The organism is Paraburkholderia lycopersici (assembly GCF_900096975.1).
GTDB lineage: Bacteria > Pseudomonadota > Gammaproteobacteria > Burkholderiales > Burkholderiaceae > Paraburkholderia > Paraburkholderia lycopersici.
This window is the reverse complement of record NZ_FMYQ01000001.1, coordinates 605,096-626,927: the sequence shown is the minus strand read 5'-3', so window position 1 is coordinate 626,927 and position 21,832 is coordinate 605,096. Positions and strand designations below refer to the sequence as shown.

Genomic DNA, 21,832 nt, shown 5'->3' with positions numbered 1-21,832 from the left:
GCATCATTGAGGCCGGCGGTTCGCCGCGGCCCGCATCCGGTTTCTTCATGACATCCAGCCCATCCCGGCGACCTTCCGCGCCGTCACACGGCAAAAAGAGATCTCCATCGCCCGCGCGCCGTCAGGACGCGGCGCCGGCACACAATGCCGTGCATCTGGCCCCCGATTCGCTCGGCTTCGCGCTGGACCAGGCTGCCCAGGCGGTCGGCGCGGTGCGCGCCGGCGCGGCGCTGCCTGCCGCGCTCGCCAGCGCCTTCGCCGCCTTGCCCGCTGATTTCGCTCCGCAGGCGCGCGGCGCCGTGCAGGACATCGCCTACCGCACGATGCGGCGGCTCGGCACCGTGGATTGGCTGATCCGTCAGCGCGTGAACAAGGCGCCCCCGCCGCCCGTCGCAAATCTGCTCGCCTGCGCGTTGGCGCTGCTCGTCGAAGACGAGGCGAGCGCCGCCTACACAGCGTTTACGGTCGTCGATCAAGCCGTGCGCGCCGTGGGCGCGCGACGCGAGATCGCGTTCGCGAAGGGGCTCGTCAACGCAGTGCTGCGCGGCTTCCTGCGCGAGCGCGAAACGGCGCTCGCCGCCGCGCATACCGACGAGGTCGCGCGCTGGAATTATCCGCGCTGGTGGATCGACGCCATCCGCGCCGCGTGGCCCGACGACTGGCAGGCGATCCTGGCGGCCGGCAACGTGCAAGGCCCGCTCACGCTGCGCGTGAACGCGCGCCGCACGAGCGCCGCCGACTACGTGCAGCGGCTCGCCGCCGAAAACATCGCCGCGACGCAGATCGGCGAGCACGCCGTGCGCCTTGCCGCGCCGCTGCCCGTCGAGCGCATTCCCGGCTTCCTCGCCGGCGACGTGTCCGTGCAGGACGCCGGCGCGCAGCGCGCCGCGGAAGTCCTCGGCGTGCGCGACGGCATGCGCGTGCTCGACGCATGCGCGGCGCCCGGCGGCAAGAGCGGCCATCTGCTGGAGCTTGCCGACATCGACCTGATCGCGCTCGAAAGCGACGCGGCGCGCGCGGCGCGCATCGGCGAAAACTTCGCGCGCCTCGGTTTTGCGCAAGACGATCCCGCGCACCCGTCGCGGCGCGCGAAGATCGTGGTGGGCGACGCGGGCGAGCCCGCCGCGTGGCACGACGGCGAGCGCTTCGACCGTATTCTCGCCGACGTGCCGTGCTCGGCCTCGGGCATCGTGCGCCGCCATCCGGACATCCGCTGGCTGCGCCGCGAAAGCGACATCGCCGCGCTCGCCGCCGAACAGCGCCGCATTGCCGACGCGCTGTGGCCGCTGCTCAAGCCCGGCGGCGAGCTGCTCTACGTGACCTGCTCGATCTTCCCCGAGGAAGGCGAGGCGCAGGCGCGCTGGTTTGAAAGCACCCACGCGGATGCGGTACGATTGGACGCCCCGGGGCAACTGCTGCCCACGGCGGACGGCGCGCCGGCCGGGGGGCCAGAATGCGGCGCAGCCAGCGAGGCGCGGCAGGATGCCGAAGTCAAGGCCACAGCGACGGCAAATGCCTGCCCCGTTCCCGATCGCACCGCAGATCACGACGGATTCTTCTACGCGCGCTTTCAGAAACGGTGACCATCAAACGTTTTTTCACGCTGCGGCTCGCGGCCCTGATCTGGCTGGTGCTGGCCATCGTCGGCCTCGTGGCCGCTGCGCCGGCGCGCGCGGATTCGATTTCGGTGCAGCGCGCGTCACTGCAGGCCGACGGCAACGGCTGGAGCCTCGACGCGCGCTTCGACTTCGAGCTCAACAGCAGCCTGGAAGACGCCGTCAACAAGGGCATTCCGCTTTACTTCACCACCGACTTCCAGCTCACGCGTCCGCGCTGGTACTGGTTCGACGAGCAGCCGGTGAGCGTTTCGCAGAGCATTCGCCTGTCGTTCCAGCCGCTCACGCGCGAGTACCGCGTATCGAGCGGCGGCCTGCAGCTCGGTTTCTCCACGCTCGCCGAAGCGCTCGCGGTCATCAAGCACGTTACGTCGTGGCACGTGATCGACCGCAACGACGTGCACCCGGGCGAAACCTACACGGCGTCGGTGCGCATGCAGCTCGACGTCGCGTTGATGCCCAAGCCCTTCCAGATCGACGCGGTCAACAACCGCGACTGGAACCTCGCTTCCGACTGGAAGCGCTTTAACTTCACGGTGACCGAACGTGCTAGATAAAGTACGCCGCGCCACCAGCTTCAGCAGCGTCGTCGTCAAGCTGCTCGTTTCGACCGTCGCGTTCACGGCGACGTTGCTGCTCGTGCTGCTCGCCGCCGCGAGCGCGAACACCGAGTTCTTCGACCGCTACTATGGCTGGCTCTACGCCGCCAATATCGTCGTCGCGCTGATCTTCATGTCGGTGGTCACGGCGCTCGTGATCGTGATCGCCGTGCGCCTGAGGCGCGGCAAGTTCGGCACGCGGCTGCTCGCCAAGCTCGCGTTCTTCTTTGCGCTCGTGGGCGTGGTGCCGGGCGGCATCATCTACATCGTCTCGTATCAGTTCGTGTCGCGCTCGATCGAGTCGTGGTTCGACGTGAACGTGGAAACCGCGCTCACGGCGGGCCTGAACCTCGGGCGCGGCATGCTCGACGCGTCGCTTTCCGACTTGCAGACCAAGGCGCGCCTCATGGCCGAGCAGATCGCAAGCGGCGACGCCGCGGGCACCACGCTCACGCTCCTGCGCGCGCGCGATCAGTTCGGCGTGCAGGACGCGATGATCGTCGAGCCCGTGCGCAGCATGTCGGGCGCGGCGCCGGACATGCACGTGGTGGCGCAGGCATCGAGCAACTTCTCGTCGCTCATGCCCGGCGATATGCCCACGGCGCTCATGCTCGATCAGGCGCGCGGGCGCGGTTTTGCCGCGATCGAAGGCGAGGTCGACGGCGACCCGCATCTGCATGGTCCGAAGGGCGCGCTGCGACTGCGCGTGGTCACGCGCATCCCCGACGCGAACACCACGGACCTGCAACCGGCCGAGCGCTTCCTGCAACTGGAGCAGCCCGTGCCGGCCGCGCTCGCGCGCAACGCCGACGCCGTGCAGCGCGCCTATCGCGAGTATCAGGAGAAGGCGCTCGGCCGCACGGGCCTGCGCAAGATGTATATCGGCACGCTCACGCTCGCGCTCTTTCTCGCCACCTTCGTCGCGATGATGCTGGCGCTCGCGCTCGGCAACCAGCTTGCGAGGCCGCTCTTCCTGCTCGCGCAGGGCACGAAGGAAGTGACCGAGGGCGACTACACGCCCAAGCGCGAGATCAAGTCGCGCGACGAGCTGGGCTTTCTCACGCAGTCGTTCAACGCGATGACGCGCCAGCTTTCGGAAGCGCGTCAGGCCGTGGAGAAGAACCGCATCGCGCTCGAGCATTCGAAGGCGTATCTGGAGAGCATTCTCGCGAACCTCACGGCGGGCGTGTTCGTGTTCGACCGGCAGTTCCGGCTCACGACGGCGAACCCCGGCGCGGAACGCATTTTCCGTCAGCCGTTCCAGACCCAGCTTGGCGTGTCGCTCGATCACATCGGCGCGCTCACGGAGTTCGGCGCGATGGTGCGCAAGGCGTTCGCCGACCAGGAAGCGTCGCGTGGCGACGGCGACCACGATCGCGGCCACTGGCAGCAGCAGTTCTCGGTGCCGATGCCCGGCGAGACCGAACCGCTCACGCTGCTCGTGCGCGGCGCGCGTCTCGTTTCCGACACGGGCCGCGACGCGGGCGACATGCAGACGTCGGGCTACGTGGTCGTGTTCGACGACATCTCCGACGTGATCTCGGCGCAGCGCTCGGTGGCGTGGGGCGAGGTCGCGCGGCGACTCGCGCACGAGATCAAGAATCCGCTCACGCCGATCCAGCTCTCGGCCGAACGCCTGCAGATGAAGCTCACCGACAAGCTCGCGCCTTCCGACGCCGAAGTGCTCAAGCGCGGCGCGACGACCATCGTGAACCAGGTCGCGGCGATGAAGCAGATGGTCGACGACTTCCGCGACTACGCGCGCACGCCGCCCGCGGTGCTCGCCAGTCTGCAGCTCAACGATCTCGTGAGCGAAGTGCTCACGCTCTATGGCGCGGAAGAAGGCAAGAGCGCGATCAAGGTCGAGCTCTCCGATTTGCCGGTGATACGCGGTGACGCCACGCAACTGCGTCAGGTGATCCACAACCTGCTGCAGAACGCGCAGGACGCGGTGGCCGACACGGAGAATCCCCGCGTGACGCTCGAAACGCGCGCCGTAGAATACGGAGACCCCGACGCGCAGGGCCGCACGCGCGTGGCGGTGCGTCTCACGGTGTCGGACAACGGTCCGGGGTTCCCGGCGCGCATCCTCACGCGCGCGTTCGAACCCTATGTGACGACCAAAGCCAAAGGAACAGGGCTCGGGCTTGCGATGGTCAAGAAGATCGTCGACGAGCACGGCGCGCGCATCGACATCCGCAATCGACTGAGAGCCGGCGATGTGATAGAAGGCGCGCAGATCTCGATTCTCTTTCTCCAGCTGGCGGGTGACGCCACCCCGGATGCCGCCGCTCCCGGAGCCGGCACATCGGGCGACGGGCATGCGCGCGCCGCAGCCGGGCGGGGATCAAAAGCAACAGTGCAGACAAGGGCAGCGTAAATGGCAACCATCCTGGTGGTAGATGATGAAATGGGCATCCGGGAATTGCTCTCGGAGATCCTGAGCGACGAGGGACACGTCGTGGAGCTGGCAGAAGATGCGCAGCAGGCGCGCGACTTCCGGCAGCGCCAGGTGCCCGACCTCGTGCTGCTCGATATCTGGATGCCGGACACCGATGGCGTGACGCTGCTCAAGGAGTGGGCGGCGCTCGGTCAGCTCACGATGCCGGTCATCATGATGTCGGGGCACGCGACCATCGACACCGCCGTCGAGGCGACCAAGATCGGCGCGCTCAACTTCCTCGAAAAGCCGATCGCGATGCAGAAGCTGCTCAAGGCGGTCGAACAGGGGCTCGCCCGCGGTACGGCCGCGCCGGTCACGCCGGCTGCATCCGCGAAACCCCCGGCGGGCGGACCGGCCGTGGTGGCTTCGGCGGCGGCGCTGCCCGTGCTGGGCGCCGACGGCGTGCACGGCATGCCGGGCGGCACACTGGCGGCGCAAACGGCTTCCATCTCGTTCGACATTCCGCTGCGCGACGCTCGCGACGCGTTCGAGCGCGCCTACTTCGAGTACCACCTCGCGCGCGAGAACGGCAGCATGACGCGTGTGGCGGAGAAAACGGGACTTGAGCGCACGCACCTGTACCGCAAGCTCAAGCAGCTCGGCGTGGATCTCGGCAAGAGCAAGGGCGAGTAAAGACGAACGAAGCGGACGAACGAAGCGCGGTCGCATCCAGTTTTTGCGAAAGCCACTTGCGCAAGTCCGTTATGCCCGCTATAATCTTCTTTCTTCGTTGGCCCGGTAGCTCAGTTGGTAGAGCAGCGGATTGAAAATCCGCGTGTCGGTGGTTCGATTCCGCCCCAGGCCACCAGAATGCAGCCCCAGGAGATCGTTCGATTCCTGGGGCTTTTTCGTTGTCTTGCGGATGCACTCAAGCGCGCAAGCCTGGTGTCGGCGCAGACCTCGGCGGTATCCAGGGTATAAGGCCGGCGCCGTGTCCGCACAGGGCCCCCGGCCTATACTGCATGAGTCGGCGCGCGGGTTGTCCGCGCCGGTCCGCCTGGGCGTGTCGAGCAGCGAAAGCGTCCGCGCGGAAACCTCATTCACGGAGTTTCACGGTGACTCGAACAGAAGCCAAGGGCGCGCTCGTGTTGTTTTCCGGCGGCCAGGACTCGGCCACGTGCCTCGCATGGGCACTCGACCGCTACGAGAGCGTCGAGACGCTCGGCTTCGATTACGGCCAGCGTCATCGCGTCGAGCTGGAGTGCCGCGAGAGCTTTCGCGCGGCGATCGCGCGCACGTTCCCCGCATGGGGCGAGCGTCTAGGCGACGATCACATGATCGACCTCTCGGTGCTCGGCTCGATCAGCGACACGGCCATGACGCGCGAGATCGAGATCGAAACGGCCGCGAGCGGCCTGCCGAACACGTTCGTGCCTGGCCGCAATCTGATGTTCATGCAGATCGCTGCGGCGATCGCCTATCGTCGCGGGCTCAAGGTGCTCGTCGGCGGCATGTGCGAAACCGACTTCTCGGGCTACCCCGACTGCCGCGACGACACCATGAAGGCGCTGCAGGTCGCGCTCAATCTCGGCATGGACACGCGCTTCCTGCTGGAAACGCCGCTCATGTGGCTCGACAAGGCCGACACGTGGCGGCTCGCGGAAAAACTGGGCGGCGAGGCGCTGGTGGACATGGTGCGCGTCGAAACGCACACCTGCTACGTGGGCGAGCGCGCGGAGCTTCACGCATGGGGCTTCGGCTGCGGCGGGTGTCCGGCCTGCAAGTTGCGCAAGCGTGGCTATGAAGCGTATCTCGCGGGCGAGAACGTGACGGAAGCGCCGCTCTGAGCAGGCTGGCCACAGTGACGATCGTCGGGACCGCGCACGGGCGGCGCGCCCCGCTGGGACGATGAATCCGCGCCCGGGACCAACCGGCTTTCCATGAGCCAAAATCAGGCAGCAGCATGACTTACGCGGTTAAGGAAATTTTCTACACGTTGCAGGGCGAGGGCGCGAACGCCGGGCGTCCGGCCGTGTTCTGCCGGTTTGCCGGCTGCAATCTGTGGTCGGGCCGCGAGGAAGATCGCGCCGAGGCCGTCTGCCGCTTCTGCGATACCGACTTCGTCGGCACTGACGGGGAGAACGGCGGAAAGTACCGCACGCCCGAAGAACTCGTCGCGAAGGTCGCGTCGCTGTGGCCCGAAGGCGAGGTCAACCGCTTCGTGGTCTGCACGGGCGGAGAGCCGATGCTGCAGATCGACCCGCCCTTTATCGACGCGCTGCACGCCGCAGGCTTCGAGGTCGCCATCGAAACGAACGGCTCGCTGCCGGTGCCCGAAACCATCGACTGGATCTGCGTGAGCCCGAAGGCCGGCGCGCCGCTCGTCGTCACGAAGGGCAACGAGCTCAAGGTCGTCGTGCCGCAGGAAAACCAGCGTCTTGCCGACTATGCGAAGCTCGATTTCGAGTATTTTCTCGTGCAGCCCATGGACGGCCCGTCGCGGGACCTGAACACGAAACTGGCCATCGACTGGTGCAAGCGCCATCCGCAGTGGCGCCTGTCGATGCAGACCCACAAGTACCTGAACATTCCCTGATTCCGAAGAAGCGCCGTGCTGACGATCACCCGAAAACTCGAATTCGACGCGGGCCACCGCATTCCCGACCACCGCAGCCAGTGCCGCAACCTGCACGGCCATCGCTACGTGCTCGAAATCACGCTGCAAGGCGACCTCGTCGAGACCGAGGGCGCGCCCGACCGCGGCATGGTGATGGACTTCGCGGACGTGAAGTCGCTCGCGAACCAGCACCTCGTCGACCTGTGGGATCACGCGTTCCTCGTGTTCGAGGGCGACACGCAGGTACGCGGTTTTCTCGAAACGCTGCCGGGTCACAAGACGGTCGTGATCGACCGCATCCCGACCGTGGAGAATCTCGCGGCCATCGCGTTCGACATTCTCGCGAACGTGTACGACGCGCATTACGGCGTGAATCTGCGCCTGCACAAGTTGCGCCTTTACGAGACGCCGAACTGCTGGGCCGAAGTCACGCACGACTGACGACTGACGCGCGAAAGACCCGTCACATCCGCCTCACCCTCGCTTCGCCGCACCGCGCAAGACCGGGTTTTCCGTGTCGGCCCGCAAACTTTTGTCGCGGTATGATCGTCCCCGCAAGGTCAGCGCACTCTCGCGCGCGGCCCGACAACTCATAACGGAGCGAGACATGCCGGCTGCCGCGTCGCCGGGCGAAACCGCCCGCGCATCCCGCGCGCGCCCTGCAGCCTCGCCGGGAGCACGGCGATGAGCACCTTCACCAACCCACTCAAGGAACGCCTCAAGGAGGCGGAGCCGCTGTTCGGCCTATGGCTTTCGATGAGCAGCGAAACCGCCGCCGAGGCGCTCGCCCACGCCGGCTTCGACTGGCTGCTGATCGACATGGAGCACACGCCCAACGACGGCGCCGACACCCTCGCGCAACTGCGCGCGATCGCTGCCGCCCATCTGCCCACCGAGCCCGTGGTGCGCATTCCCGACAGCGAGCCCTGGCTCGTCAAGCACGTGCTCGACGCGGGCGCGCGCACCGTGATGTTCCCCAACGTGAGCTCCGCCGAAGAAGCCGCGCGCGCTGTGAGCCTCACGCAGTATCCCGATGCGCGCATGCCGGGCGGCCAGCGCGGCGTGGCCGGCGTGGTGCGGGCGGCGGCTTACGGCATGCGGCGCGACTACCTCCAGAGCGCGAATGCGCAGATCGCGACGATTGTGCAGATCGAATCGGCGGCGGCGCTCGCCGAAGTCGAGAAAATCGCGGCGGTGCCGGGCGTCGATTGCCTCTTCGTGGGGCCCGCCGATCTGGCCGCGAGCCTTGGTCACCTCGGCGACTCGAAGCATCCCGAGGTGCTCGCCGCCGTGCAGCGCATCGTCGCGGCTGCGCGCAACGCGGGCGTCGCGGTGGGCATTTTCGCGATGGATGCAGCCGGCGCGAAGCAGTATCGCGAGATGGGCTTCAGCTTCATCGCGCTCGCCGCCGACGTGATCTGGCTCGTGCGCGCGACACGCCAGGCGCTCCAGGAGGCGAGATCATGAGGCGTTCGAAAGCGCTTTTGGCGCGAGTTCCCGGGCAGGTCGCGCGCGCGGCGGCGGTCGCCTGCCTCGCGGGCGCGGCGCTTTGCGCGAGCGCGGTTGCCGCGGCGACCGGCGCCGGCAGCGCCGCCGCAGGCGCGCAACCGGATCCGCAGACGGCCAACGCCGTCGCCGACTACAACGCCGGCAACCTCGGGGCGGCGCGCTCGGAATTCCAGGCGGCTGCCGAGCGCGGCAACTGCCTGGCGGAATTCAACTACGCGATGATGCTCGTGAACGGCGAGGGCGGTGCCGCCGACGTGGGCGAGGGCCGCAAGTGGCTGCGCAAGGCCGCCGACGCGAACATGTCGCATGCGCAATACGTCTACGGCAAGATGTACGACGATGGCGATTTCGTCGAGCGCGATCCGGTGCAGGCGCACCAGTGGTTTCTCAAGGCGGCGAAGCAGGGCCACGTGCAGGCCGAACTCGCGCTCGCGAACCAGTACCTCGACGGGCGCGGCACCACGCGCGACAACAAGCAGGCGTTCTACTGGTACAAGAAGGCCGCCGAGGGCGGCGACATGACCGCGCAATACGTGACCGGCTCGTTCTACGAGCGCGGCGGCGACGGCGTGCCGAAGAACCTCAACGTCGCGCGCGCGTACTATGCGGCGGCGGCCGCGCAGGGCGATCCGGTGGCGAGGCTCAAATACCAGCAGTTGAGCGCGCAACTGATGAAGTCGGCGCCCACGCAGTGACGGGACACGGCCGCGCAGTGCGGTCCAAAAGCGCAAACGCGCCGGACCATGCCGGCGCGTTTTTCATGGCGCATCGATAAGGGCGGATATCGCCGCCCGGCTGCGTCGCTAACTCTGCATCAGCCGCTTCTGGCGTCCAACGCTCATGATGAGCCCGATCGCCACACCGAGCGTGGTGAGCGCCGTGCCGCCGTAGCTCATGAACGGCAGCGGCACGCCCACCACCGGCAGGATGCCGCTCACCATCCCGATATTGACGAACGCGTAGGTGAAGAACGCCATGGTGAGCGAACCGGCCAGTAATCGCCCGAAGAGCGTCGCGCCGTTCGCGGCGATATACAGGCCGCGCGCGATCAGGCACATGTAGAGCGTGAGCAGCACGAGGCCGCCCGCCATGCCGAACTCCTCGGAGAACACCGCGAAAATGAAGTCGGTGTGCTTCTCGGGGATGAACTCCAGGTGCGACTGCGTGCCCTTGAGCCAGCCCTTGCCAAGCGGACCGCCGGAGCCGATCGCGATCACGGCCTGGATCGTATGGAAACCCTTGCCGAGCGGATCGGAGGTCGGGTCGAGCAGCGTGCAGATGCGGTGCTTCTGGTAGTCGTGCATGAGCGGCCAGTTCACCTGCGGCTGGCAGATCTTGTCCTGGAACGCCGCGATCGACGCCACCGCGATCACGCCCGCGATCAGCACGGGCACGATCAGCTTGAACGAGAGCCCCGCGAAATAGATCACGAAGAGCCCGGACGCGAACACGAGCACGGCGGTGCCGAGATCGGGCTGCTTGGCGATCAGGCCCACCGGCACGAGCAGGATCACGAAGCCCACGACGAAGTCGTACCAGCGCATCACGCCTTCGCGGCGCTGGTAGTACCACGCGAGCATGAGCGGCGTGGCGATCTTGAGAATTTCCGAAGGCTGGATCACGACGCCCACGTTGATCCAGCGCTTCGCGCCCTTGCGCGTGAGGCCGAACAGCGCCACGGCAACGAGCAATGCGATGCCGAAGGTATAGACCGGTACCGCGAAACGCATGAGCGTGTTGGGCGGCACATTGGCGAGCCCCCACATCAGCACGAAGGTGAGCATGATGTTGCGCAACTGGTCTTCCACGCGGCCCGGCACGTCGAGGCTTGCGCTGTACAGCGTGACGATACCCACGCACAGCAGCAGGAACACCGTGAGCGCGAGCGGGCGGTCGAAGCCTAGAAACATCTTGCGCAGCGTGTCGAGTACCGCGCGCTTGTCGATCTTGTCGAACTGGAAGAAAGGCATGGTGGATCCTTACTCGTCGATGCCGCCTGTTGCGGGCCTGGGCGGCGGCGCGAGCGTGGCCGCATCGGGCGCGCTCGCGGGCCGACGCGGACGATGGGGGCCCGGGCCGAAGTGGCGGGGCACGGAGGCGGGGGCCGGGCGGGCGGCGCCCGTGTCGGGCGCGCCGGCCGTGCTGGCGGCGGCGCCGTTCACGGCGTCGGTGCGGGCGGGTGCTTCGGAACCGGCCGGCTGGCGGCGCGGCTCGCTGGCCGTTGCATGGGGCGCGGCGGGCGCAGCGGCGCTCGCGGGCGCGGGCCGGACGGCTGTGCCGGCAACTGGCGCGGCCGCGGAGGCCGCGGTCGCCGCCGCCGCGCCCGACGTACCCGAAGCTGCCGCCGAGGCAGCCGAAGCCGCCTCGGCGGCCAGTGCCGCGCCGGGAACCGGCAGCGGCGTGAAGCCCGCGGCGACCCGCACTGGCTGCGCGGCGGCCGTGCCCGATGCCGTCAGCGGGGCCGGCGCGCCGATGACCGGCGCGGAAGCGTCTTCCGTCGCCGACGCCGCAGCGCTCACGGCCGCTTGTTCGACGCCCGGCTTGAGCCGGTCGGTGAGGTAGTAATCGAGCACGCGGCGCGCGATCGGGCCCGCGGCCTGTGCGCCCCAGCCGCCGTTTTCGACGATCAGCGCGAGCGCGATCTGCGGCTTCTCGGCAGGCGCGAACGCGATGAAGAGCGCGTGGTCGCGCAGATTCTCGGCCAGCGCGTGCGCCTTGTACTTGCCGCCCTGCAGCGAGAAGACCTGCGCCGTGCCGGTCTTGCCCGCCGACGTGTAGGGCGCGTTGCGGAACACCTGATACGCCGTGCCCGACGGATTCATCGTCACGTTTTCCATGCCGCGCTTCACGACGTCGATGTCGGACTGCGACACGTTCAGGCGGCCGCTTTCGCTCGGCACCGTCAGGCGCTCCTGCTTCGTGATCGGGTTTTCGATTTCCTTCACGAGGTGCGGCTTCATGAGCACGCCGTTGTCGGCGAGCGTGGCGGTGGCGTGCGCGAGCTGCAGGATCGTGAACGAGTTGTAGCCCTGGCCGATGCCGAGGCTGATCGTCTCGCCCTCGTACCAGCGCTGCTGCTCGGGCTTGCGGTAGGCCTTGCGCTTCCATTCCGTGGACGGCAGGATGCCGCGCGCCTCGCCCGCGATGTCGATGCCGGTGATCTGGCCGAAGCCGAGCGGCTTCATGAAGCCCGCGATGGCGTCCACGCCGAGGTCGTGCGCGAGCATGAAGAAGTAGGTGTCGTTGGACACCATGATCGCGCGGTTCATGTCGATCCAGCCCTGGCCCGAGCGCACGTCGTTGTTGAAGCGGTGGCCGCCGAACATGTAGTAGCCGGGGTCCGAGAAGCCCCACTGCGGCGTGCGCTTGTGCAGCGTGAGCGCGGCGAGCGCCATGAACGGCTTGTAGGTCGAGCCCGGCGGATAGGTGCCGTGCAGCGGACGGTTCAGCAGCGGGTGATCGGGCGAGTTGTTGAGGTCGTCCCAGGTTTGCTGGTCGATGCCGTCGACGAATGCGTTCGGGTCGAAGCTCGGCGCCGAAACGAACGCGAGAATGTCGCCCGTGGACGGCTCGATCGCGACGAGCGCGCCGCGCTTGCCCGCGAAGGCCTGCTCCGCGACCTGCTGCAGGCCGATGTCGATCGAGAGCACGAGATTGTTGCCCGGCGTGGCCTGGGTGCGCGAGAGCGTGCGCACGGGCCGCCCGCCCGCCGTGACTTCGACTTCCTCGAAGCCCGTCAGGCCATGCAGCTCGGTTTCGTAGCTCTGCTCGACGCCGATCTTGCCGATGTAGTCGGTGCCGTTGTAGTTGTTCGCATCGAGACGCGGATCGTAGTGCTCGGGATCGCTGTCGTTCTGGTCGCTCATGTCGTCGATGCGTTCCTGGTCGCGCTGCGAGATACGGCCGATATAGCCGATCACATGCGCGGCCGTCGGACCGAGCGGGTACTGGCGGAACAGGCGCGCGCGCACCTCCACGCCGGGAAAGCGGAAGCGCTGCGCGGTGAAGCGCGCGACTTCGTCGTCGGTCAGGCGCGTGCGGATCGGCAGGCTCTCGAAATTCTTCGAGTCTTCGAGCAGCTTCTTGAAGCGGCGGCGGTCGCGCTGGTCGATCGGGATCACGGTCGAAAGCGCGTCGATCGTGTTGTCGAGCGTGTCGGTGAGCTTCGAGGGCGTGATTTCGAGCGTGTACGCCGAGTAGTTCTTCGCGAGCACGACACCGTTGCGGTCGGTGATGATGCCGCGGTTCGGTACGATCGGCGCGACCGAAATGCGGTTTTCGTCGGCCTGCAGCGAGTACTTGCTGTGGTTCCAGACCTGCAGGTAGAGGAAGCGGAACGCGATCAGCCCGAAGCAGACGAACACGAACAGCCCCGCCGCCGCGACGCGCAGGCGGAATTTCGAGAGCTGCTGCTGGGTGTCCTTGAATTCGGTCATGCTGTCAGACCCCGGCCCGTTCACGAGGAACGGGCGGCCGGGGTGCGTAAGAAGGAACAGGCGGCGTAGTCAAGCGAGTCTTCCAGCGACGGGCGGCGCGCGCCGCTCAAATGGGCCGGGTGTCGTCGGGATCGACGGGGCGCCGCTGCGGCAGCAGCAGCAGCACGGTCGCGACCGGCCAGAGAATGGTCTCGACGAAGCCGCCGATGAGATAACCCCAGCCGGGAAACGAAGCGCCCATCAGCAGGCGGATCACGAACGGCACGACCTGCGCGCCGACCAGCATCGGCATGACGGCGAACATCTGCAGCCCGATCGACATCCACAGCACGCGGCGGTGAATGGTGATCGCGCCGTACGAGAGCAGCGTGTACGCGAGCGCGTGCTCGCCGAGCAGGTTCGCGTTGTGGACGTCCATGAGGAGCCCGAGAAAGAACGCGACGCCCATGCCGACCTTGCGCGGCTGGTGAATGTTCCAGAACAGCAGCACGAGCGCGACGAAGTCCGGCACGCCGGGCAGCTTGCCCCAGGGCAGCAGGTTCAGGAGGAACGCCGCCGCGAGACTGAAAACGATGAAGTACGGGTTGACCGGCTGCAGGATGTATTGCGGACGCGGCATCAATGGCCCCCTTGCTCGACGGCCTTCGCCGCCTCTTCCCGAAGGCTCTCCCTGGCCTTTTTCCCGGGCTGCTTTTTATCCGCCGCCGGAGTTTGTTGGGCCGCTGCCGGCGGGTTCGCAGCCGGTTTCGCCTGTGCAGGAGCCGCCGCCGCTGACGCCGGGGCGCCCGCCGGCTTCGCTTTCGCGTCGTCGGCTTTTTTGTCGCCCTTCTTTTCGGCGCCCCTGGCGGGCTTCTTCTTCGCGTCCTTCGCTTCGGCCGCCGCCGCGGCCTCTTCCGCCGCGACCGGGTTGGGCGGCACCTGCGCGACATAGTGCAGCACGAGCACCTGGCGCGCGCCGCGCACCGCCGCGAGCGGCAGACACACCACGCGCGCAAAGGCCGTGTCGGCCTGCTTGTCCACGCGCAGCACCTTCGCGACCGGCAGCCCTTGCGGATAGACGCCGTCGAGCCCGCTCGTCACGAGTTCGTCGCCGGCCTGCACGTCGGCGCTGATCGGCACGAAGCGCAGGTCGAGCAGGTCGCCTTTCGCGGTGCCATAGATCACGCTGCGCAGGCCGGTGCGCACGACTTCGACCGGCACGGCCTGGTCCTTGTCGGTGACGAGCGTGACTTCGGACTGCATGGGAAAGACACGGGTGACCTGGCCGATCACGCCGTCCTCGCTCAGCACCGGCGAGCCGTTCTGAATGCCCTGCTGCGAGCCGCCGCCGATCACGACCTTCTGCGTAAACGGGTCGCGCGTGTCGTACTCGATGTCGGCGGGCGTGGTCTGCGCGCCGATGCGCTGCGAGAGCTGCAGCAGCGCGCGCAGATGCGCGTTTTCGGCCGCGAGCGAAGCGGCTTCGTTCGCCTGCTGCGAAAGCTGGAGATTGTGCGCGTGCAACTGCGTGTTCTCGGCGCGCAGCGTGGAGCTCGTCACGGCCAGATCGGCGACGCCCATGAAGAAGTCGCGCGGCACGAGGGCCGCCCGTTGCAGCGGATAGAGCCCCGCGCCCAGCACGCCACGCACGACCTCGAGCGTCTTGAAACGCGCGTCGGAGATCAGGAGCGCGAGCGACAGCACGACGAAGAAAATCAGCCGTGCCAGTGCCGACGGGCCTTGCTTAAAGAGGGGCGGCGGACTGTATTCCATGGTCGGCGCCGGGGGCGTGTGCGGTTCGGTGAAACGGAGGGTAAAACTGCGGCGTCCCGAAGGACGCCTTGTTGCGGGCGGCGCGGTGACGCAGGCGCCGCCTTGCCTTCATTGGCGCGCCAGCGCCGAAACCGCGCCGCGCGCGAGCGCCGCGGCGCGCGATGCGCTTACTCGTACGAGAAGATGCTGCCAAGCTTGTCCATGCGCTCGAGCGCCATGCCCGAGCCACGCACGACGCAGGTGAGCGGGTCTTCGGCGACGAGCACCGGCAGGCCGGTTTCTTCGGCGAGCAGGCGGTCGAGGTCGCGCAGCAGCGCGCCGCCGCCCGTGAGCATCATGCCGCGCTCGGCGATGTCGGCGCCCAGTTCCGGCGGCGTTTGTTCGAGCGCGATCTTCACCGACGAGACGATCTGGTTCAGCGGGTCGGTCAGCGCTTCGAGGATTTCGTTGCTGGAGATCGTGAAGCTGCGCGGAATGCCCTCGGAGAGGTTGCGGCCCTTCACTTCCATTTCCTTGACTTCGGAGCCCGGGAACGCCGAGCCGATTTCCTTCTTGATGGCTTCGGCGGTCTGCTCGCCGATCAACATGCCGTAGTTGCGGCGGATGTAGTTGACGATGGCTTCGTCGAACTTGTCGCCGCCCACGCGCACGGAGCCCTTGTAGACGATGCCGCCGAGCGAGATCACGCCCACCTCGGTCGTGCCGCCGCCGATGTCGACGACCATCGAGCCCGTGGCTTCCGACACCGGCAGGCCGGCGCCGATCGCGGCGGCCATCGGCTCTTCGATGAGGTAGACCTGCGAGGCGCCCGCGCCGTGCGCGGCTTCCTTGATCGCGCGGCGCTCGACCTGGGTCGAACCGCACGGCACGCAGATGATGATGCGCGGCGACGGCGAGAACATGCGCGACTCGTGCGCGGTCTTGATGAACTGCTTGATCATCTGCTCGGTGACGGTGAAGTCGGCGATCACGCCGTCCTTCATCGGGCGGATGGCTTCGATGTTGCCCGGCACCTTGCCGAGCATCTGCTTGGCTTCCTTGCCGACCGCCTGAATGGTCTTCTTGCCGTTCGGGCCGCCTTCCTGGCGGATGGAAACCACCGAGGGTTCGTCGAGGACGATGCCCTTGCCTCGCATGTAGATCAGGGTGTTGGCGGTGCCGAGGTCGATCGCGAGGTCGTTGGAGAAGTAGCTACGCAGAAAACCGAACATTCAAAAATCCTGTCTCGCTTGTGGCCGTCCTTCCAGCTTCATGGGCGAGGGCGGCAGCGGAAAAATTAATAACAGCCTCAGGGCGCCAGGCGCCGCCACGAGAGCACTGTGAAGGCGACGCGAGGGGTGCCACAAGGGGCCTGAGACTGCGGGGATGGTTACCGGAGGCAGCCTGGCTGCGCGCCGTCTGGCCGCATCATGTTGCGTACAGAACTGAAAGGCGGGTGCAAGGCGGTCCGGGTTTGGGTCGAACGCGTAATGATACCTTATAATTTTGCCTGTTTTGCAGGATCCGGACGGCAGTTTTTGACCTCGTCGAAGCTTTCCTCCAGAGCCGGATCCGGAGCGATAAACCGCTGTTGCAGCACCGATTTTCCGCACTGCCGCAGCCCCTTTTCCGGTGACCGCATGGCCCTGACCCTGAACGATGTGAAGCGCATCGCGCATCTCGCGCGCCTCGAACTGGCCGACGCCGAAGCCGGCAATACGCTTGACCGCCTGAACGACTTCTTCGGCCTCGTCGAGCAGATGCAGGCCGTGGACACGACCGGCATCGCGCCGCTCGCGCACCCGATCGAGCAGATCGAGGACGTTGCGCTGCGCCTGCGCGCGGACGCCGTGACCGAAATCGTGGACCGCGAGGCGCTGCAGCGGCCCGCGCCCGCGGTGCAGGACGGACTCTACCTCGTACCGCGCGTGATCGAGTAAGCACGCAACTTTTTTCGCCGTTTTCGAAATCCATCCTGTTGTCGGAACTGTTCGAAAAGGCACGGACTCCCGAGTTTTCCGGGTTTTCCGGAGCGCGGCCAACACGTTTGCTAACGTGGATCAAACCGCTTTCCGGATGGCGCATCGATTCGATTTCGACCACGCCGTGACGTTCTTCCAGGAATCACGCAATGCATGACAAAAGCTTGACCGAACTGCGCGCCGCGCTGGCTGCGAAGGAGTGCTCCGCAGTCGAGCTGGCCCAGCACTTTCTGGGCCGGATCGAGGCGCATCGAGACCTGAACGCCTTCGTCGACGTCAATCCCGACTTGACGCTCGCGCAGGCCAAAGCCGCCGACGCGCTCCTGCACTCGGGCCACGCGGGCCCGCTCGCGGGCGTTCCGCTCGCGCACAAGGACGTGTTCGTCACGCGCGGCTGGCGCTCGACCGCTGGTTCGAAGATGCTTGCCGACTACGTGAGCCCGTTCGACGCGACCGTCGTCGAGCGGCTCGAGCGCGCGGGCATGGTCTGCCTCGGCAAGACCAACATGGACGAATTCGCGATGGGTTCGTCCAACGAGAACTCGCATTTCGGCGCCGTGAAGAACCCGTGGGACACGAAGGCCGTGCCGGGCGGCTCGTCGGGCGGCTCGGCCGCGGCCGTCGCCGCGCGCCTCGCGCCCGCCGCCACCGGCACCGACACGGGCGGCTCGATTCGCCAGCCGGCGTCGTTCACCGGCGTGACCGGCATCAAGCCCACGTATGGCCGCGTGTCGCGCTACGGCATGATCGCGTTCGCCTCGTCGCTCGACCAGGGCGGCCCGTTCGCGCAAAACGCGGCCGACTGCGCGCTGCTGCTCAACGGCATGGGCGGTTTCGACGAGCGCGACTCGACGAGCCTCACGCACGAGCACGAGGACTACACGCGCTTTCTCGGCCAGACGTGGAGCGCCGGCGCCGACAAGCCGCTCGCGGGCCTGCGCATCGGCTTGCCGAAGGAATACTTCGGCGCGGGCCTCGCCGACGACGTGCGCGCCGCCATCGACGCCGCGCTCAAGACGTACGAATCGCTCGGCGCGACGCTCGTGGAGGTCACGCTGCCGAAAACCGAGCTGTCGATCCCCGTCTACTACGTGATCGCGCCGGCGGAAGCCTCGTCGAACCTCTCGCGCTTCGACGGCGTGCGCTACGGCCACCGCGCGGCCGAATACCGCGATCTGCTCGACATGTACAAGAAGTCGCGCGCCGAGGGCTTCGGCCCCGAGGTGAAGCGCCGCATTCTGGTGGGCACCTACGTGCTGTCGCACGGCTACTACGACGCGTACTACCTGCAGGCGCAGAAGATTCGCCGCATCATCGCGCAGGACTTCCAGGAGGCGTTCAAGCAGTGCGACGTCATCATGGGCCCGGTGAGCCCGAGCGTGGCGTGGGACCTCGGCGCGAAGGGCGACGATCCGCTGCAGATGTACCTCGCGGACATCTACACGCTCTCGACGAGCCTCGCGGGCCTGCCCGGCATGAGCGTGCCGTGCGGCTTCGGCGCGGGGGCGAACGCGCAACGACCCGTCGGTCTGCAGATCGTCGGCAACTATTTCAACGAGGCCCGCATGCTGCAGGTCGCCGACGCCTTCCAGCGCGCGACCGACTGGCATCGCAAGGCGCCGGCAGGGGTGTAAGGCATGAGCACGCAATGGGAAGTCGTTATCGGTCTCGAAACGCACGCGCAGTTGTCGACGGCGTCGAAGATCTTCTCGGGCGCATCGACGCAGTTCGGCGCGGCCCCGAATACTCAGGCCTGCCCCGTCGATCTCGCGCTGCCCGGCGTGCTGCCGGTGATGAACCGCGGCGCCGTGGAGCGCGCGATCCAGTTCGGCCTCTCCATCAACGCGACGATCGCGCCGCGCAGCATCTTCGCGCGCAAGAACTACTTCTACCCGGACCTGCCGAAGGGCTACCAGATCAGCCAGTACGAGATTCCGGTCGTACAGGGCGGACAGATCACGATCCAGGTTCCCGCCAACGAAAAGGCCGGCAAGGAAGCCTACGAAAAGACCATTAACCTCACGCGCGCGCATCTGGAAGAAGACGCGGGCAAGTCGCTGCACGAAGACTTCGCGGGCATGACGGGCATCGACCTGAACCGCGCGGGCACGCCGCTGCTCGAAATCGTCACGGAACCCGAAATGCGCAGCGCCGCGGAAGCCGTGGCCTACGCGAAGGCGCTGCATACGCTCGTGGTATGGCTCGGCATCTGCGACGGCAACATGCAGGAAGGCTCGTTCCGCTGCGACGCGAACGTGTCGGTGCGTCCGGTCGGCCAGAAGGAATTCGGCACGCGCGCCGAGATCAAGAACCTGAACTCGTTCCGCTTCCTCGAAGAGGCGATCCAGTACGAAGTGCGCCGCCAGATCGAGCTGATCGAGGACGGCGGCACGGTGGTGCAGGAAACGCGCCTCTACGACCCGGACAAGCGCGAGACGCGCTCGATGCGCAGCAAGGAAGACGCGCACGACTACCGCTACTTCCCCGACCCCGACCTCATGCCGCTCGTGATCGACGCCGCGTGGGTCGAGCGCGTGAAGGGCGAGATGCCCGAGCTGCCGGCGACGATGCAAACGCGCTTTGCCGGGCAATACGGCGTGACGCCGTATGACGCGAACGTGCTCACGTCGTCGAAGGCGATGGCCGCGTACTTCGAAGCCGTGGTGGCGAAGGCCGGCGCGGCGCAAGCCAAGGCCGCCGCCAACTGGCTGATGGGCGAAGTCTCGTCGCAACTGAACCGCGAAGGGCTCGACATCGACGCCTCGCCGGTTTCGGCCGCGCAGCTCGCGCTGCTGCTCGCGCGTATCGCCGACGGCACGATCTCGAACAAGATCGCGAAGGAAGTGTTCCAGGCGATGTGGGACGAGAAGGCCGCTGACGAAGGCGCCGCCGACCGCATCGTCGAAGCCCGCGGCCTCAAGCAGATATCGGACACCGGCGCGCTCGAAGCGATCATCGACGAGGTGCTCGCCGCGAACCAGAAGTCGGTGGAGGAATTCCGCGCGGGCAAGGAAAAGGCGTTCAACGCGCTGATCGGTCAGGCGATGAAGGCCACGAAGGGCAAGGCGAACCCGCAGCAGGTCAACGAACTGCTGAAAAAGAAGCTCGGCTGATCCCGCCTGATTCGGGCATGCTTGCGAGGCGGCGTCGTGCGTAGCAGTGCGGCGCCGCCTTGCCGCTTCAGGCGGACGCAACGGCGTTTGCCGCGCGTTGCCGCAGCCGTAACCATGAGAGGAGAACATCGCATGTCCAAACCCCCGAGTCTCGACGATTACCGCGTGCCGTATTTCAGCGAAAAGAAAGCGGAGAAGTTCTCGCTCGACGCGCTCGACCCCGCCGCGAAACCGTTCTCGGCCGGCACCAAGGACGGCGACCGCGACCGGCTCTCGGAGATCGGCAACAAGCTCGACGTGCAACAGGAACGCCTGCATGCGCAGCGCCACCAGCGCGTGCTGCTCGTGCTGCAGGGCATGGACACGAGCGGCAAGGACGGCACCATACGCGGCGTCTTTCACGAGGTCGATCCGCTTGGCCTGCGCATCGTGCCGTTTCGCGCGCCCACGCCCGCCGAGGCCGCGCGCGACTTTCTCTGGCGCGTGCATTTGCAGGTGCCCGGGGCGGGCGAACTGACCATCTTCAACCGCAGCCACTACGAAGACGTGCTCGTGCCGCGCGTAATGGGCCATATCGACCCCGCCGAGTGCGAGCGCCGCTACCGGCAGATCCGCGACTTCGAGCGGCTGCTCGCCGAGAGCGGCACGTCGATCATCAAGTGCATGCTGCACATTTCGAAGGACGAGCAGAGGAGCCGCATCCAGGCGCGCATCGACGACCCCAGCAAGCACTGGAAGTTCGATGTCTCCGATCTGGAAGCGCGCAAGCTCTGGGATGCCTATCAGGCCGCATACCGGGACGCGCTCGCGGCCACCTCGACCGAATATGCGCCGTGGTATGTGATTCCCGCCAATTCGAAGTCGCACCGCAACGTCATGGTGGGCGAACTGCTGCTGCGGCTGATGGAGAGCCTGAAGCTCGAATATCCGCCGGCCAAGGCCGAGCTCAAGGGTCTCAAGATCGAGTGAGACCGACCCTGTCCCTTCGCGCCGCGTCATGCCGCGCCGCGAGGCAACGCAAATCAGGAGGAAAGAAGACATGTTGCGCGTGATCACCGCGAATCTGAATGGCATCCGCTCGGCGGCGAAGAAGGGGTTTTTCGAATGGTTCGGCCGGCAGAATGCCGATGTGCTCTGCGTGCAGGAAATCAAGTGCTCGCAGGACGATATGACGCCCGAATTTCTCGCGCCGCACGACTTCACGGGCTATTTCCAGCACGCGGTGAAGAAGGGCTATAGCGGCGCGGGCGTGTACACGCGCCACGAACCCGACGAGGTCATCATCGGTTTCGGCAGCAAGGAGTTCGATCCGGAAGGCCGCTATGTGGAAACGCGCTATGGCGACCTTTCGGTGGTTTCGGTGTACGTGCCTTCGGGCTCGAGCGGCGACGAGCGCCAGGCCGCGAAGTACCGCTTCATGGACGAATTCATGCCGCACCTCAGGGAACTGAGGCGCGAGCGCGAAGTGATCGTGTGCGGCGACGTGAACATCGTCCACAAGGAAATCGACATCAAGAACTGGAAGGGCAACCAGAAGAACTCGGGTTGCCTGCCCGAGGAGCGCGCGTGGCTCACGAGTCTTTTCGACGACGTGGGCTACGTAGACGTGTTCCGCACGCTCGACCCGCGTCCCGAGCAATACACCTGGTGGAGCAACCGCGGCCAGGCTTATGCGAAGAACGTGGGGTGGCGCATCGACTATCAGATCGCGACGCCCGGCATTGCGCACAAGGCGAAGCGCACGTCGATCTTCAAGGACATCAAGTTCAGCGATCACGCGCCGCTGACCGTCGATTACGACTACGAGGTCAAGAGCTGACGGGTCGGCGCGGCGCGCGCCGGGTGC

General features: G+C 66.9%; 19 protein-coding genes and 1 tRNA gene. 15 read left to right on the top strand and 5 right to left on the bottom strand.

Going from position 1 to position 21,832, the window contains the following annotated elements; all coding sequences use genetic code 11:
* Nucleotides 1-47: 47 nt before the first annotated feature.
* The 10 genes from rsmB to BLU17_RS02735 all read left to right on the top strand — a co-directional run bounded on the left by rsmB (nt 48) and on the right by BLU17_RS02735 (nt 9,419).
* A complete protein-coding gene (rsmB, locus tag BLU17_RS02780) occupies nt 48-1,583 on the top strand; it encodes a 16S rRNA (cytosine(967)-C(5))-methyltransferase RsmB (protein ID WP_091994217.1) in 1,536 nt (511 codons plus the stop codon).
* On the top strand, nt 1,580-2,173 hold the full coding sequence (locus tag BLU17_RS02775) for a DUF4390 domain-containing protein (RefSeq protein ID WP_091994057.1): 594 nt from the start codon (nt 1,580-1,582) through the stop codon (nt 2,171-2,173). Before rsmB ends, BLU17_RS02775 begins: the two co-directional genes overlap by 4 nt.
* The gene (locus tag BLU17_RS02770; RefSeq protein ID WP_091994055.1) at nt 2,163-4,595 is read left to right on the top strand and encodes a sensor histidine kinase; all 2,433 of its coding nucleotides are present in this window, start codon (nt 2,163-2,165) and stop codon (nt 4,593-4,595) included. Before BLU17_RS02775 ends, BLU17_RS02770 begins: the two co-directional genes overlap by 11 nt.
* Entirely contained in the window at nt 4,596-5,291 is a 696-nt protein-coding gene (esaR, locus tag BLU17_RS02765) for a response regulator transcription factor EsaR (protein ID WP_091994052.1), read from the top strand.
* Nucleotides 5,292-5,390: 99 nt separating this feature from the next.
* A tRNA-Phe gene (locus tag BLU17_RS02760) sits at nt 5,391-5,466 on the top strand.
* A gap of 247 nt (nt 5,467-5,713) precedes the next feature.
* Nucleotides 5,714-6,445, top strand: coding sequence for a 7-cyano-7-deazaguanine synthase QueC (gene queC, locus BLU17_RS02755; protein WP_091994049.1), 732 nt, complete (start codon nt 5,714-5,716; stop codon nt 6,443-6,445).
* A gap of 116 nt (nt 6,446-6,561) precedes the next feature.
* Entirely contained in the window at nt 6,562-7,194 is a 633-nt protein-coding gene (gene queE / locus BLU17_RS02750) for a 7-carboxy-7-deazaguanine synthase (RefSeq protein WP_091994046.1), read from the top strand.
* An 18-nt stretch (nt 7,195-7,212) separates the two neighbouring features.
* Nucleotides 7,213-7,656: a 6-carboxytetrahydropterin synthase QueD gene (gene queD / locus BLU17_RS02745; RefSeq protein WP_091994214.1), complete on the top strand. Its 444-nt coding sequence runs from the start codon at nt 7,213-7,215 to the stop codon at nt 7,654-7,656.
* A gap of 243 nt (nt 7,657-7,899) precedes the next feature.
* Complete coding sequence (locus BLU17_RS02740; RefSeq protein WP_091994043.1) at nt 7,900-8,682, top strand: HpcH/HpaI aldolase family protein; 783 nt, start codon at nt 7,900-7,902, stop codon at nt 8,680-8,682.
* Entirely contained in the window at nt 8,679-9,419 is a 741-nt protein-coding gene (locus BLU17_RS02735) for a tetratricopeptide repeat protein (RefSeq protein ID WP_091994040.1), read from the top strand. The genes BLU17_RS02740 and BLU17_RS02735 overlap by 4 nt, the downstream gene beginning before the upstream one ends.
* Nucleotides 9,420-9,527: 108 nt before the next feature.
* On the opposite strand, the gene rodA is transcribed toward BLU17_RS02735, so the two are convergent.
* From rodA to BLU17_RS02710, 5 genes are all read right to left on the bottom strand, one after another.
* A complete protein-coding gene (gene rodA, locus BLU17_RS02730) occupies nt 9,528-10,694 on the bottom strand; it encodes a rod shape-determining protein RodA (protein WP_091994037.1) in 1,167 nt (388 codons plus the stop codon).
* Between the two features lie 9 nt (nt 10,695-10,703).
* On the bottom strand, nt 10,704-13,160 hold the full coding sequence (gene mrdA, locus BLU17_RS02725) for a penicillin-binding protein 2 (protein ID WP_091994035.1): 2,457 nt from the start codon (nt 13,158-13,160) through the stop codon (nt 10,704-10,706).
* Between the two features lie 106 nt (nt 13,161-13,266).
* Nucleotides 13,267-13,779, bottom strand: a complete 513-nt coding sequence (mreD, locus tag BLU17_RS02720) for a rod shape-determining protein MreD (RefSeq protein WP_091994033.1) — start codon at nt 13,777-13,779, stop codon at nt 13,267-13,269.
* On the bottom strand, nt 13,779-14,912 hold the full coding sequence (gene mreC, locus BLU17_RS02715) for a rod shape-determining protein MreC (RefSeq protein WP_091994031.1): 1,134 nt from the start codon (nt 14,910-14,912) through the stop codon (nt 13,779-13,781). Before mreC ends, mreD begins: the two co-directional genes overlap by 1 nt.
* Nucleotides 14,913-15,079: 167 nt before the next feature.
* Entirely contained in the window at nt 15,080-16,123 is a 1,044-nt protein-coding gene (locus BLU17_RS02710; protein ID WP_004189550.1) for a rod shape-determining protein, read from the bottom strand.
* Between the two features lie 408 nt (nt 16,124-16,531).
* On the opposite strand from BLU17_RS02710, the gene gatC reads away from it, so the two are divergent.
* The 5 genes from gatC to BLU17_RS02685 all read left to right on the top strand — a co-directional run bounded on the left by gatC (nt 16,532) and on the right by BLU17_RS02685 (nt 21,805).
* Nucleotides 16,532-16,831, top strand: coding sequence for an Asp-tRNA(Asn)/Glu-tRNA(Gln) amidotransferase subunit GatC (gatC, locus tag BLU17_RS02705; protein ID WP_091994029.1), 300 nt, complete (start codon nt 16,532-16,534; stop codon nt 16,829-16,831).
* 191 nt (nt 16,832-17,022) lie between these two features.
* Nucleotides 17,023-18,507, top strand: coding sequence for an Asp-tRNA(Asn)/Glu-tRNA(Gln) amidotransferase subunit GatA (gatA, locus tag BLU17_RS02700; RefSeq protein ID WP_091994027.1), 1,485 nt, complete (start codon nt 17,023-17,025; stop codon nt 18,505-18,507).
* 3 nt (nt 18,508-18,510) lie between these two features.
* Nucleotides 18,511-19,986, top strand: a complete 1,476-nt coding sequence (gene gatB, locus BLU17_RS02695) for an Asp-tRNA(Asn)/Glu-tRNA(Gln) amidotransferase subunit GatB (protein ID WP_091994024.1) — start codon at nt 18,511-18,513, stop codon at nt 19,984-19,986.
* 132 nt (nt 19,987-20,118) lie between these two features.
* On the top strand, nt 20,119-20,955 hold the full coding sequence (locus BLU17_RS02690) for a PPK2 family polyphosphate kinase (protein ID WP_091994022.1): 837 nt from the start codon (nt 20,119-20,121) through the stop codon (nt 20,953-20,955).
* Between the two features lie 70 nt (nt 20,956-21,025).
* Nucleotides 21,026-21,805 carry an exodeoxyribonuclease III gene (locus tag BLU17_RS02685; protein ID WP_091994020.1) on the top strand — a complete coding sequence of 260 codons (780 nt, stop codon included), beginning with the start codon at nt 21,026-21,028 and terminating at the stop codon, nt 21,803-21,805.
* The last annotated feature ends 27 nt before the right edge of the window (nt 21,806-21,832 follow it).